This window comes from Sorangium sp. So ce1036 (assembly GCF_051369805.1).
GTDB lineage: Bacteria > Myxococcota_A > Polyangia > Polyangiales > Polyangiaceae > Sorangium > Sorangium cellulosum_F.
In genome coordinates this window covers 5,421,997-5,433,726 of the sequence record NZ_JBBMOX010000001.1, presented here as the reverse complement: position 1 = coordinate 5,433,726, position 11,730 = coordinate 5,421,997, and the positions used below count along the sequence as shown (strand labels likewise).

At 72.2% G+C, this 11,730-nt stretch carries 12 protein-coding genes; 8 read left to right on the top strand and 4 right to left on the bottom strand.

The window, feature by feature from the left end; all coding sequences use genetic code 11:
* Nucleotides 1-281: 281 nt before the first annotated feature.
* Nucleotides 282-890, top strand: coding sequence for a hypothetical protein (locus tag WMF31_RS20560; protein ID WP_436603580.1), 609 nt, complete (start codon nucleotides 282-284; stop codon nucleotides 888-890).
* 96 nt (nucleotides 891-986) lie between these two features.
* The gene (locus tag WMF31_RS20555; protein WP_436603579.1) at nucleotides 987-2,135 is read left to right on the top strand and encodes a P1 family peptidase; all 1,149 of its coding nucleotides are present in this window, start codon (nucleotides 987-989) and stop codon (nucleotides 2,133-2,135) included.
* Nucleotides 2,136-2,260: 125 nt separating this feature from the next.
* Here WMF31_RS20555 and WMF31_RS20550 read toward each other — a convergent pair whose 3' ends face one another.
* Nucleotides 2,261-2,677: a hypothetical protein gene (locus tag WMF31_RS20550; protein WP_436603578.1), complete on the bottom strand. Its 417-nt coding sequence runs from the start codon at nucleotides 2,675-2,677 to the stop codon at nucleotides 2,261-2,263.
* Nucleotides 2,678-2,753: 76 nt separating this feature from the next.
* Between WMF31_RS20550 and WMF31_RS20545 the strand changes: the two genes are divergently transcribed.
* Nucleotides 2,754-3,002, top strand: coding sequence for a P1 family peptidase (locus tag WMF31_RS20545; RefSeq protein ID WP_436603577.1), 249 nt, complete (start codon nucleotides 2,754-2,756; stop codon nucleotides 3,000-3,002).
* Between the two features lie 30 nt (nucleotides 3,003-3,032).
* Here the strand turns inward: WMF31_RS20545 and WMF31_RS20540 are convergent, their stop codons facing one another.
* Nucleotides 3,033-3,176: a hypothetical protein gene (locus WMF31_RS20540; RefSeq protein ID WP_436603576.1), complete on the bottom strand. Its 144-nt coding sequence runs from the start codon at nucleotides 3,174-3,176 to the stop codon at nucleotides 3,033-3,035.
* A gap of 22 nt (nucleotides 3,177-3,198) precedes the next feature.
* Here WMF31_RS20540 and WMF31_RS20535 point away from each other — a divergent pair, with 22 nt between their 5' ends.
* Both WMF31_RS20535 and WMF31_RS20530 read left to right on the top strand, forming a co-directional pair.
* Nucleotides 3,199-3,708, top strand: a complete 510-nt coding sequence (locus WMF31_RS20535; protein WP_436603575.1) for a MarR family winged helix-turn-helix transcriptional regulator — start codon at nucleotides 3,199-3,201, stop codon at nucleotides 3,706-3,708.
* The gene (locus tag WMF31_RS20530; protein ID WP_436603574.1) at nucleotides 3,705-4,262 is read left to right on the top strand and encodes a cytochrome c; all 558 of its coding nucleotides are present in this window, start codon (nucleotides 3,705-3,707) and stop codon (nucleotides 4,260-4,262) included. Before WMF31_RS20535 ends, WMF31_RS20530 begins: the two co-directional genes overlap by 4 nt.
* Before the next feature lie 77 nt (nucleotides 4,263-4,339).
* On the opposite strand, the gene WMF31_RS20525 is transcribed toward WMF31_RS20530, so the two are convergent.
* Nucleotides 4,340-5,626, bottom strand: coding sequence for a glycosyltransferase family 4 protein (locus tag WMF31_RS20525; RefSeq protein WP_436603573.1), 1,287 nt, complete (start codon nucleotides 5,624-5,626; stop codon nucleotides 4,340-4,342).
* Nucleotides 5,627-5,951: 325 nt separating this feature from the next.
* On the opposite strand from WMF31_RS20525, the gene WMF31_RS20520 reads away from it, so the two are divergent.
* The 3 genes from WMF31_RS20520 (at nucleotide 5,952) to WMF31_RS20510 (ending at nucleotide 10,889) form a co-directional block, all read left to right on the top strand.
* Nucleotides 5,952-7,421 (top strand): hypothetical protein, encoded by a 1,470-nt coding sequence (locus tag WMF31_RS20520; protein ID WP_436603572.1) that lies wholly within the window; start codon nucleotides 5,952-5,954, stop codon nucleotides 7,419-7,421.
* 420 nt (nucleotides 7,422-7,841) lie between these two features.
* The gene (locus tag WMF31_RS20515) at nucleotides 7,842-9,203 is read left to right on the top strand and encodes a TIGR03013 family XrtA/PEP-CTERM system glycosyltransferase (protein WP_436603571.1); all 1,362 of its coding nucleotides are present in this window, start codon (nucleotides 7,842-7,844) and stop codon (nucleotides 9,201-9,203) included.
* A gap of 147 nt (nucleotides 9,204-9,350) precedes the next feature.
* A complete protein-coding gene (locus tag WMF31_RS20510; protein ID WP_436603570.1) occupies nucleotides 9,351-10,889 on the top strand; it encodes a hypothetical protein in 1,539 nt (512 codons plus the stop codon).
* A 2-nt stretch (nucleotides 10,890-10,891) separates the two neighbouring features.
* Here WMF31_RS20510 and WMF31_RS20505 read toward each other — a convergent pair whose 3' ends face one another.
* A complete protein-coding gene (locus tag WMF31_RS20505; protein ID WP_436603569.1) occupies nucleotides 10,892-11,581 on the bottom strand; it encodes a PA14 domain-containing protein in 690 nt (229 codons plus the stop codon).
* Between the last annotated feature and the right edge of the window lie 149 nt (nucleotides 11,582-11,730).

Genomic DNA, 11,730 nt, shown 5'->3' with positions numbered 1-11,730 from the left:
CATGCCGAGTACCCGCGTGCGCGCCGCGCGTCACCCGGAAACGCTCCGGGCGTCCAGGGTGTAGTCGACCGCGGCGGCGACGCTCCCCGGAGTGAGCGCCACGCGCTGGTTGTCCCGGTCTCCCCTGCTGTAATCCATCTTGCGAAAGGGCGCCGGCGCCGATGTGTCGCGCAGGTCTCGGACGACGCCGAGCGCACGAGGCCGACGGCGGCGACGCGAATCCATCACACACCTCGGCGGACCTGCCGCTAGAATGAAGCAGGTCAGGAGCGCTCCGCAGCATGCCGACGACAGCAGCCTTCGCCCCGTTCCTCGGCGATCCCCGGATCGTCGGCGAGGGTAACCTCGTGAAAGGCACCTTGATCAGCTCCCGCGCACAGGCCATGCGGCAGAGCTACGGAGCGCGGGTCGTGGCGGATCTCAGCCGCAAGCTCTCGCCGCAGGCGGCCCGCCACCTCACCGATCCACCGCTGCACTCGTCATGGAACGACCTCGCGCCGCTCATCGAGATCGACTGCGCGCTGCTGAACGGGCTCTTCGGCGGCAGGCTCGAGCGGATGCGCAACTTCGGGGCGGAGGTCGCCCGGAACGATCTGACGACGGTCTACAAGACGGTATCGGGCTCGCCGTCTCTCCTCGTCAAGCGCATCAGCCTCGTTTACAAGATGTATTTCAAGTACGGCGACATGAGCGTGACGACCGTCAGCGATGTCTCCGGGACGGTCACGCTCTCGGGCGGCGGGCTGCCCTTCTACATGTGCAGTCAGGGGATCTCCGGGTGGCTCGAGGCGGGCCTCCAGCTCTCGGGCAGCCGGCGAATCGCGGTCGAGCACACGGCGTGCAGGCACCACGGCGCGCCGCGGTGCACGTGGTCGCTCGGCTGGGGCTGATCCGGACGGACCGAGTCCGCGCGGCCGCGCGGGCCGGTGGGAGGTGCGGGGGAGGGGAGAGGACCGCATACTTCGCGGACCGGGGAGGCGAGCGAGATGGGGGAGACAGGCCGGGCGGGGGACACGCCGGGGCCCGGCGCGTCGGCGGGCGGGCGCGCGCGTGCCCGGGATCTCGGCGTGGCGCCGGGGATCTTCGACCCCGGCCCGCTGAACGCGATCACCGACGTGGCCGGCGTGCGCGTGGGGCACGCCACGGTGATCGAGGGGGATTCGGTCCGCACCGGCGTCACGGCCGTCTTCCCGCATGGCGGGAACGTCTACCTCGATCGCGTCCCCGCGGCGCTCCACGTGGGGAACGGGTTCGGCAAGCTCGTGGGCTCGACGCAGCTCCGCGAGCTGGGGGAGCTGGAGACGCCGATCCTGCTCACGAGCACGCTCAGCGTGTTCAGGGCGGCCGACGCGCTCGTGGCGTGGATGCTGGAGCAGCCGGGCATGGAGCGCGTGCGCTCGCTCAACCCGGTCGTCGGCGAGACCAACGACGGCCTGCTCAACGCGATCCGGCAGAGGCCCATCACGGCCGAGCACGTGCGCGCGGCCCTCCTGTCCGCGCGCGAGGGGCCGGTGCCGGAGGGGGCCATCGGCGCGGGGACGGGGACGGTCGCCTTCGGGTGGAAGGGGGGGATCGGCACCGCGTCGCGGCGGCTGCCTGCGTCGCTCGGCGGGGCGTGCGTCGGCGCGCTGGTCCAGTCGAACTTCGGCGGCGTGCTGCAGATCCTGGGAGCGCCCGTGGGCAAGGAGCTCGGCCGTCACGCCTTTCGCGCCGAGGTCGACGCGGACCGGGGAGACGGCTCGATCCTGATCCTGATCGCGACGGATGCGCCGCTGTCCGATCGCAACCTCGAGCGCCTCGCGGCCCGCGCGATCCTGGGCCTCGCGCGCACGGGCTCCTCGGCCGCGAACGGGTCCGGGGATTACGCCATCGCCTTCTCGACGAGCGCTTCGGTGCGGCGGCCCTCCGGCGCGAGGCGGCTCGCGTCGACGGAGCTGGCCAACGAGGAGACCTCGGCGCTGTTCCAGGCCGTGATCGAGGCGACGGAGGAGGCGATCTACAACGCGCTCTTCATGGCGACGACCACCACGGGCAGCGGCCGCACCGTGGAGGCCATCCCGCTGGATCGCGTCCGTGAGGTGCTGTCCAGGTACGGAGTCGGCCGGGAGGGGGACGCGCCGCCCGGCCGCCCCTGAGCCCCGCGCGCGAGGCGCGCGCTCGCCCCTCGCGCCCCGGTCACACACCCCCTGCACGAACGGCGACCCGCGCGTGGCGATCCACGACGGGGGCGCGGCGCCGGGCCTGCTCCGCCGCCGCGCGCCTACTCCGAGACCAGCGACGCCGTGGCGCTCGGCGCCGGGGCCTCCGCGCGCAGGCTCGCCGCCGCGTAGCCCACCCCGACGGCGGCCAGCGTCAGCGCGGCCCCGAGCATCATCGGCAGCGCGTTGCCCATCCTCGAGGAGCGCCGGGGCGGCGGCGCCGCCGGCGCCTGCGCGGCGCGGGGCGTCTCCTCCGGGGCGCCGAACGGGAACACCTGGATGTGCGGCACCGGGATCATCACCGGTCCCTCGGCCTCCGCCTCCCCGGCGCGCCGCAGCGCGTTCAGATCGATGAGCCCTGAATCATCGCCCGACGCCCAGCCGGACGGAGCGCCGCGCGACCCCGGCGCATGCGCCCTGTGCCCCTCGCCGAACCGCCGCCGGCCACCATCCACACCCCTCAGCTCGCGCTCAACCATCGCCATCGCCTCCTTCGTGCGCCCACAGCGCCAGCGCCGGAGCGGTCATTTAGTTTGATCTCAAAACAATTTTAGTTTGAGGTCAAACTATTGTCAAGGGCCTGGCGGGAATGTCTACCTCGCTCGGGTCCCCGCGGCGCTCCACGTGGGGAACGGGTTCGACAAGCTCGTGGGCTCGACGCAGCTCCGCGAGCTGGGGGAGCTGGAGACGCCGATCCTGCTCACGAGCACGCTCAGCGTGTTCAGGGCGGCCGACGCGCTCGTGGCGTGGAGGCTGGAGCAGCCGGGGATGCCCGAAGCTCCTCGGGCAGCGACGCCTCGATAACCCCACGGCCGAGCGGCGGAGAAGCCGCTATCACGCCATCCTTTCCAGCGAGGCGGACGCCGCGAGCTCGAATCGATCGAGATCTACGATCCTCAGGACGCGATCGCGCGCGCCGTTCACGGCGAGGAGGCGGCCGTCGGGCGAGATCGCCGTGATCGTTGCGGAAGCAACCATCTGGTGCTACGTGCTCCACCCGATGGTTGCGCGCGCATCGAACCCCGACCAGGGCGTGAGCTGCGCCGCTGCGGCGCCGGACGTCGAGCGGCTGCGTGAGGCCGTCCTCGCCTTCGTCCGATCGTTCGGCCTGCTCGCCGGGGACCGGACGCCGTGCGGCAAGCCGATCCCGATCTCCTACGCGCATGCCCTCCTGTTCCTCCTCGAGGCCGGGCGACGAGATGAGCTCCCTACCCAGCAACGCCTCGGCGGGGCGCTCCGGATCGACAAGAGCAATGTCGCCCGCCTCTGCGCGAAGATGGAGCGCGCCGGGCACATCGTGCGGCGTCGTTCGCCGGAGGACGGTCGCGCTCGCCTCCTCGCGCTCACGGCGCGCGGCCGCCGCCTCGCCGAGCAGGTGGACGGCGCGAGCCGTGAGCGGTTCAGTCGCCTGCTCGGCGCGACCCCCGCGCCGCTGCGCGCTTCTCTTTCCGCATCGCTCGAGGCCCTCGCCACGGCGGCCTCGACGCTCGATCCCGAGGTGCCCGAATGAAGTCTCTCACCATCTCCTTCGCCGTCGCTCTTCTCGCCACCGCAGGTTGCCGCAACGAGGAGAAGCACGCCGCGCCCGCGCCCGTCGCAGCGCCGGGTGACTCCGCGAGCGTCCAGCAGGCCCTCGACCGCATGGATACGCGGGCGCCGGTGCCGCTCCTGCCCATGATGGCCAACCACCAGAAGCAGAACATGCGCGACCATCTCGTCGCCGTGCAGGAGATCGTGGGGGGTCTGGCGAGCGATGACTTCGGCGCGATCGAGAGGGCGGCGAGCCGGATCGGGTACTCCGAGCAGATGAGCGCCATGTGCTCGCACATGGGCGCGGGCGCCCCTGGCTTCACCGACCAGGCAGTCGCCTTCCACAAGACCGCCGACACGATCGCGGACGCGGCCCGGAGCAAGGACCGCGACGCTGTCGTCCGAGCGCTCGGCGCGACGCTCGGGACCTGTACTGGCTGCCACGCGATGTGGAAGCAGCGGATCGTGGACGAGCGGACCTGGTCCCAGATCACGGCCGGCACGCCCGGCGCCCCTCACGGCATATCCCCCTGAATGGACGCCTGATGAGCTCGATCCCGACGGTCGACGCAACAGGACCTCGGCGCTCTCGCGCTGGGAGACGTGGCGCGTCAGGCGGCCACCCGCCCGGGCTCCCCGAACGCCGCCCGCGCGAGCACCCGCCGCAGCGCCTCGGCGCTCTCCTCCCACGACGGCGGCGCCGCCTCGGCGAACGCGCGCTCGTCCCAGGGCCGCGCGAGCGCCTCGCGGAGCGCCCGGCCGAGCGCCCCGACGTCACGCGGGGGGACGAGCAGCCCGGTGCGGCCCGGCTCCACCACGTCCGGGATGCCCCCCACGCGCGTGGCCACCACGGGCCGCGCGGCCGCGAGCGCCTCGAGCACCACGTTCGGGGTCCCCTCCGCCCAGCTCGGCAGCGCCAGCAGATCGGTCGCGGTGACATGGCGGGCGACCGCGGAGAGCGGCCGCTGCCCCGAAACGAAGATCCGGCCGCGCTCCTCGCGCCGGAGCGCCGCCTCGCGCTCGCGGCGGGCCGCGGCCAGCTCCACCATGCGCCGGTCCGGCCCGTCGCCGACGACCACGAGGTGGACCGGCTCCCCGGGCTCGCCAGCGGCCGCGCCGAGCGCCTCGAACGCGTCCAGGAGCTCGTGGATGCCCTTCGGCCGGGCGACGTGGCCGACGAACGTGATGATGCGCCCGCGCTCCGGCAGCCCGAGCTCGAGCCGGGCAGCGCGCCGGTCCCCCGGGCGGAAGAGCGCGCGGTCGACCCCGTTGCGGACGAGGACCGCGCGCTCCTTCGGGGCGCCGAGCGCGGTGAGCGCCTCGACCATCGGGCGGCTCACGCCGACGGCGCACGCGGCCGAGCGGAGCGCGCCGCCGACGAGCGGGCGCACCGAGCGCCAGCGGGCCACGACGTTCACGTCGGTGCCGTGGGCCTTCACCGCATAAGGCAGCCCGAGCAGCCGCGCGAGCAGCGCCGCGGCGCACGCGTCGGGGTAGAGCCACGCGCCCATCACCACGTCGAACCGCCCGCGCAGCCGCGGGACGTGCGGCAAGAGCCCCGCCAGGTAGAGCGGCGCGTTCACGGGCGCCAGCACGCGACCCGCGCCAGGCAGGTACGGCGCGCGCGGGTGGATCACCGGGACCCCGTCGATCTCGTCGCGATCGGGCACCGCCGTGAGGCGCCCCGGCCGCGTGCGCTCGCCCAGGAGCGACACGCCGGGATGATACGGAATCGCCGCGAGCACCTCCACCGCGCAGCAGCGCGACAGCGCCGCGAGCTGCTGACGCTGGAACGCGCACGCGAGCGGCTCGACCCGGTTCGGAAAGATGCGCGTCACCCAGAGGACGCGCGGCGATCTCGGCAGCTCCCCCTCATCCCACCTCACGCCAGGCTTCATGCGTCCAGTTCCTTCGAACAGGACCGCTCCGCTCCCAGAGGGACAGACGCGGACTCCTGCGTACGCCCCGCCCCGCGCGCGCACGTCCGTGCCGCGCGCACCCTCCTCGCACCCGGCCGGGCATCAGTCCGACCCGCACCCGGTTCGTCCAGGTCGCCGTCATGGCCGTGCGCTGGCGCCCCCGCGCCCGCAGCGGTCGCATTTGTGATGTTGCAAACATCACGAAGCGTGGGACGCTCCGGACGCCGGGGGGAGTTGCCGCGGGATGCGGCGGGAGCGGGCGGTCCCGCGCCGCGGGGCGCGCCGCCCGGCAGCGAGGGGGCGTGTGTTCTCGTTCGTCTTGCCGATGCTGGACACCGATGTCACGGCGCGCGCGGCCGTGGAGCACAGCGTGGCGTCGCACGTCGGGGACGTGGGCACGGGCGCGCTGCTGGCGGGCGTCGAGGGCTCGGTCGAGGGCTCTCTCCGCGACGCGATGTCGCGCTACGGGTTCCGCGCCAACGGGAGCTACGAGCGGGTGCTCCAGGTCTCGCTGGGCCCGGGGCGATCCACGCCGTCCGACAGCGTCGCGGCGCGCCTCGGCGGGGCGGCGGGGTGGACGCTCTCGCCGTTCGCGGATCTCTCGATGGACGCGGCCGGCTACCTCGCGACGCGCCTCGGCGTGCGCGCCGCCGACGAGCTCGCCGCGCGCGACCCCTTCCTGTTCGGCAACCGCCTCCAGTACACGCTCTCCGGCGGGCCGGCCCTTTCCATCACCACGTCCCGGCGGTCCACGGTGCGCCTCGGCGCCGGCTACGAGCAGGCGGGCGCGCTCTCCGCCGACGACCCCGCCGCGGTCGGGGTCGACGCGCGCGCGGGGCGCGCCGAGGTGAGCACCTCGATCGAGCTCGGCGCCCTCGACACGCTGACCCCCGAGATCCGGTACGAGCTCACGCGGTACTACCACGCCCTGCTCGACGCCGATCTCACCCGCGGGCCGGCCCGGATCCACGCCGGCTCGGCGCTCGTGTCCGAGTCGCACGAGCTCACGCGGAACGTCTCGACGCGCGTCTCCGGCGGCGTGACCGTCGCGAGCCCGCCGCCCCTCCTGCCGTCGCGCGACGCGGTGATTGCGCCCTCGGCGCGGGCCGGGCTCACCTACGTGAACGAGCGCTATCGGCTGACGGCCGGCTATGCCTATGCGTATACCTCGCTCGGACCGAGGATCGGATTCGGCCACGAGCACGAGGCGTCGCTCGAGGCGAGCTTCCGGCCCGTGCGGGGCGGCGCCTACCGCGATCTCGTCGTCACGGGCGTCGCCCGGCTCTCGGCCGGCAGCGCGCCTGTCGCCGCGAATCCACCGCTCCACGTCGACCTCGGCGCGCCCGCGCCCTCCATGGAAGGGACGCTGTCCACGACCACGGCGGTCGCCGGCGCGGAGATCGAGTACCCCCTCGCGCGCGGGATCGCGCTGCGCGGCGGCTTCGACCTGGAGTATGTGCGCGCCGCGCTGGATCCGGCGCCGGCGACGGGCCAGTCCGGCGGCTCGCTGCGGAGCATCTTCACGGCGAGCCTGTCGGGGACGCTCTCGACAGACCCGCAGCGGACGGTGCGCCGCGATCCCGACAGCGCCTGGGATGACGAGCGCCGCAACGCCATGATCCGGGAAATGCCGTCCGGGCGCCCTCGACCGCCCGAGCCCGGCCACGGGAGCGACGCGCCGCGAGGACACGGCGCCTCCGACGAGCCCCCCGGCGAACCCCCGGCCGCGCGCGCTCACCAGGCCAGCGCGCCCGCGCCGCGCGACGATCGATAAGAGCGCTGGACGAGATCGGGAGGTCTCGAGAGGCGCCCTGAACCCCTCCGCGACACGCGACGCGCTCCCCGCGAGACCACACGTGCGCCGCCGCGATCGAGCCCGGCGCGCGCTGCGGAAGCGACGCACGACGTCCGTCGCGAACGGCCTCACTCCTGCACCTCGACGACCGGCGCGCGGATCCGGCGCGCGCATATCCGGTGCGGCAGGCGGCGAAGGTGCCGTTTTCGCCGTGCCAGGATTCGCGTGCAGCGGTTGAGTCCGCCGTCATGAAACAAGATTCGTCTTCGGCATCTGGCGATCTGCCCTGGTCCGCTCTAATGTGGTCTCACCTGCAACCGTGTGTGCTCTGGTAGGAGGTAATGCGCCAGCAGCGCGCGTGACCGCCCGGGGCCGACGGGCTGGGCGAGGGGAGGGACGATGCTGGAGCTGTTCCGGTCACCGCGCCGGACCATGGTGTGGTTTGTCGAGGCCAGCCTGCTCTCGTTGCTGGTGTGCTGCGCGCCGGGCGTGCTCGTGGGCTGGGAGCACGCGCTCGACGGAGAGCGCTTCGGGCGGACGCTGAGCATCTCGCTGGTCGCGCAGGCGTCTCTTTATTATCACGGCCTCTACGGGCCCGAGCCGCCCAGGGCGCGCGCGCTGTTCCTGACCATGTTCCGGGCGCTCGGCGTGGCAGCGGCGGTGCTGTGGCTCGCGTTCTGGATCGTGCCCGATGCGCAGATGGGCGACGGGGTCGTCCTGATGTCGCTCGGGGCGGCGGCGCTCGTGCTCCCGGCGTGGCGCGCGGTGTGCCATCGAGTCCTCCAGAGCGAGAGCTTCTCCCGGCTCGCGGTCGTGCTGGGCGCGGGCGAGCTCGCCCGCTCGTGCGCGCGGATCATCCAGAAGGACGGCGACGTCCTGGGGCTGCGCTTCGCCGGACGGCTCGTGCGGGACGACGAACCGATCGACGACCCCGACGTCGCGGGCCGCTACCGGGACCTCCGGCGCCTGGTCGAGCAACGCGGCGTCTCGGCGGTGATCGTGGCGACCGCCGACCGCCGCGCCGCCCTGCCGATCGAGGAGCTGCTCGAGCTGAAGCTCCGCGGCGTCGAGATCGAGGAGGGCATCGAGCTCTACGAGCGCGTGACCGGCAAGATCTTCGTGCGCGAGCTCAAGCCGAGCCAGATCATCTTCTCGCACGGGTTCAGCGTGCGGCGGCGCACGCTCGTCGCGAAGCGCATCTTCGACGTCGTGTGCGCGACCGCGGGGCTCTTGCTCGGGCTACCGCTGATGGCGCTCACGGCCGTCGCCGTGAAGCTCGACTCCAGCGGGCCGGCGCTCTACTCGCAGATCCGGACAGGCGCCTTCGGCAAGCCGTTCAGGATCCACAAATTCCGGTCGATGAGGACCGACGCCGAGAAGAACGGGGCCGTGTGGGCCATGGAGAACGATCCCCGCGTGACGCGCGTCGGGCGGTTCATCCGGAAGACGCGGCTCGACGAGCTGCCGCAGCTCTGGAACGTGCTCGTCGGAGAGATGAGCATGGTCGGGCCTCGGCCCGAGCGCCCCGAGTTCATCGACGCGCTGGAGAAGCAGATCCCCTTCTTCCGGCAGCGACTGTGCGTGAAGCCGGGCGTGACGGGGCACGCGCAGGTGCGCTGTCGCTACGGGGCGTCCGCCGAGGACGCGCTGGAGAAGCTCCAGTACGATCTCTATTACATGAAGAGCTTCTCGATCTGGTTCGATATCTCCATCCTCATCGACACCGTGAAGGTCGTGCTCTGGCGGATCGGCGCGCGGTAACCCGACGCAACACGCGGCGAGCGCGGGAACGTGGAAGGCCACCGCGTGCACCGGCTGCGCTCTTCCTCGCCTTGCACGTTGGCGCGGCCTCTGCAGAGAACACCCGAGGTGGTATCGGTGAGCGTCGAGCGCCCGGGGAGATCAGCCATGAAAACGCGGAGGAGCGCAGGCCTTGTCAGCTCGGTTTTCCTGGTCCTCGGCTGCGCGGAGCTGGATCAGCCGCCGCGCGAGAGCGCCGCTGTCGCGGAGAGCAGCTTGAACGGCTCGCGCTTCCAGTTCATCGAAGGCGGGTCCGTGCCCTACGTGCTCGGCTTCTCGCCCGAGACCGGCCAGATCCTGGGCGGCTCCCACCAGATCCTCATCCCGAGCCACGGCGGCCGCGAGGCCATCGACGGCGCGAACCTGCCCCAGCACCTGCACCCGGAGCTCCAGGGCGCGCGGCTGAAGCTCGATCTCGCGATCCGGCAAGGCGAGGCGAAGACCCCCGCGTTCGCCTCGAACTGGTGGCCGCAGCGACAGAACGGCATCGCCGATCGCTGGAACTCGGCGAACAAGAACTACTCCGATCGGACATCTGACCCGGACAACCTGTCTCCTGTCGAGAAATACGATCTCCTCTTCCATCCAGGACAGCTGAAGGCGCTCCCGAGCATCGCCAGCTGGAGCTCGGCCGACCTCCGGAGGCCCCCGCACCTGCGCAATCCGCCGTACGTGCAGCCCGCGGTCGTCGTCGCCGGTCCGGCCACGGCCTGGGAGCTACAGCACCACGGGCTCTACCAGGGGGTCTACCCGGAGTACTGGTGGGGGCACTGCAACGGGTGGTCGGCCTATGTCGTGGCCGAGGACGCCGGGCCGCGCCGCGACATCCGGGTGAAGCGCGCCGGCGAGACCGTGGCCGAGTGCACCGCGGGGGAGGCCGGCTGCGTGCTCTTCCGCATGGCGGACATCGAGGCGCTCATGAGCGAGGTCTACTTCAGCGACTCCGTGACCTTCTCGGGGCGGCGCTGCGAGACCCGGGCGGATCGGACGCCGCGCGACGTCTACGGCAGGCCCATCGACCCCGCCTGCCGCGACATCAACCCCGCCACGATGCACATCGCCATGACCGGGCTGCTCGGGGTCGGCGCGGCGCCGCTCAACAACACCGAGGGCGAGCGGCAGCGGCTCATGTTCGTCGTCGACCACAACTGGGACGCTGAGGTGTGGAGCTTCCCCGTCAAGCAGTTCTCGATCGACGTCATCGAGGAGGTGGCCCCCCAGGAGGCCGCGCGCCTGCTGTGCAACGGCGCCTACCACGGCGCCAACTGTTACTATTACATGCTCAACCCGAACGCGCGGCGCTTCGTGCGCGTCGCCGGGCGCTTCTGGATGATCTCCGACTCGGTCACCGGCGACACGCTCCTCCTCCCGCCCGCGCAGCGCGACGTCCCGCTCTCGGTGTCGGAGCTGCACTACGTGCTCGAGCTCGACGAGGACCTCACGATCCTGGGAGGCGAGTGGATCAAGAACCCCTCGATCGCGAACGGGATCAACGGCAAGGAGCTCCACCCGGATTATCTCTGGATGCCGGTCCGGGCCCAGGGCGCGGGCGAGGACAGTGATGATCTCGGCGGCGCCGAGGACAACCCCTACATCTCCTACGCCAAGGTCAAGGCGCTGCTCAAGCTCGCGCAGCGCGGCGGCTGAGATCAAAGCACCCGGGAGACGTCGAGGATCTGCCGCGCGCCATCCGGGGGCGTCACGAAGAGCTGCAGCGCGATCTCGAAGCGCGGCCCCTGGAAATAGCCGACCCGGATCCGGTGCTTTCCGGGCTGGAGCACGACGGCCCCCCGCGCGCTCGTCGGCGGATGCCGTCCGTCGTTCTCGATCACCAGGTGTTCATCGATGAAGAGCCTGGAGCCGTCGTCGGAGAGCACCTCGAACTGATGCGCACCGCTGCGCGAGGTCACGAGCTCTCCCTCGTACATGATCTGGAACCACTCGTTGCGTCCCCCGGGGACGCCCGGGAATCCGCTCTGCCAGGAGCGCGGCGAGATGTCGAGCCGCGAGGCGTAGAGGACCGCCACCGGGCTCAGAGACACGGTGTTCCGGAGGTGCGACGTGCCGTCGGGTACGAAGTACACGAGGCCGCGCAACGCGTTCACGCCGGAGGACAGGGGCCCGCCGAAATCCGTCGCCTGCTCGATCACCACCACCCCCGGCGGGGCCGCGGGCACCGTGTCGATCGTGACCACCGCCCCGCTCACGAGGGCTGGCCCGGATCGCCGCGTCACGCCGCAGCGACCGACCAGCACCACGGTGACCACGGCGACGCACGCCGCCGCGGCGACCTTGACCGCGACGGATGTCCTCCTCCACCAGACGACGAATCCTGTCATGGGGGCGCTCCCTGTCCCGGCGGCCGGATCCACCGCGCGGCGCCTATGCACGCGAAGGACACGTGATTTGTCAAGGAGAAGCGACGTGCCCGCGCGCCTTTCGGCGACGAGGCGCGCTCCGGTCCGCGCTCGCGCCACCGCGGTCCCGA

Excerpts from the sequence above, each read along its gene's own strand:
- WMF31_RS20550 (WP_436603578.1), bottom strand. The coding sequence starts at position 2,677 with ATGGTTGAGCGCGAGCTGAGGGGTGTGGATGGTGGCCGGCGGCGGTTC.
- WMF31_RS20540 (WP_436603576.1), bottom strand. The coding sequence starts at position 3,176 with ATGGTTGCTTCCGCAACGATCACGGCGATCTCGCCCGACGGCCGCCTC.
- WMF31_RS20525 (WP_436603573.1), bottom strand. The coding sequence starts at position 5,626 with ATGAAGCCTGGCGTGAGGTGGGATGAGGGGGAGCTGCCGAGATCGCCG.
- WMF31_RS20555 (WP_436603579.1), top strand. The coding sequence starts at position 987 with ATGGGGGAGACAGGCCGGGCGGGGGACACGCCGGGGCCCGGCGCGTCG.
- WMF31_RS20535 (WP_436603575.1), top strand. The coding sequence starts at position 3,199 with ATGGTTGCGCGCGCATCGAACCCCGACCAGGGCGTGAGCTGCGCCGCT.
- WMF31_RS20560 (WP_436603580.1), top strand. The coding sequence starts at position 282 with ATGCCGACGACAGCAGCCTTCGCCCCGTTCCTCGGCGATCCCCGGATC.
- WMF31_RS20510 (WP_436603570.1), top strand. The coding sequence starts at position 9,351 with ATGAAAACGCGGAGGAGCGCAGGCCTTGTCAGCTCGGTTTTCCTGGTC.
- WMF31_RS20505 (WP_436603569.1), bottom strand. The coding sequence starts at position 11,581 with ATGACAGGATTCGTCGTCTGGTGGAGGAGGACATCCGTCGCGGTCAAG.
- WMF31_RS20515 (WP_436603571.1), top strand. The coding sequence starts at position 7,842 with ATGCTGGAGCTGTTCCGGTCACCGCGCCGGACCATGGTGTGGTTTGTC.
- WMF31_RS20530 (WP_436603574.1), top strand. The coding sequence starts at position 3,705 with ATGAAGTCTCTCACCATCTCCTTCGCCGTCGCTCTTCTCGCCACCGCA.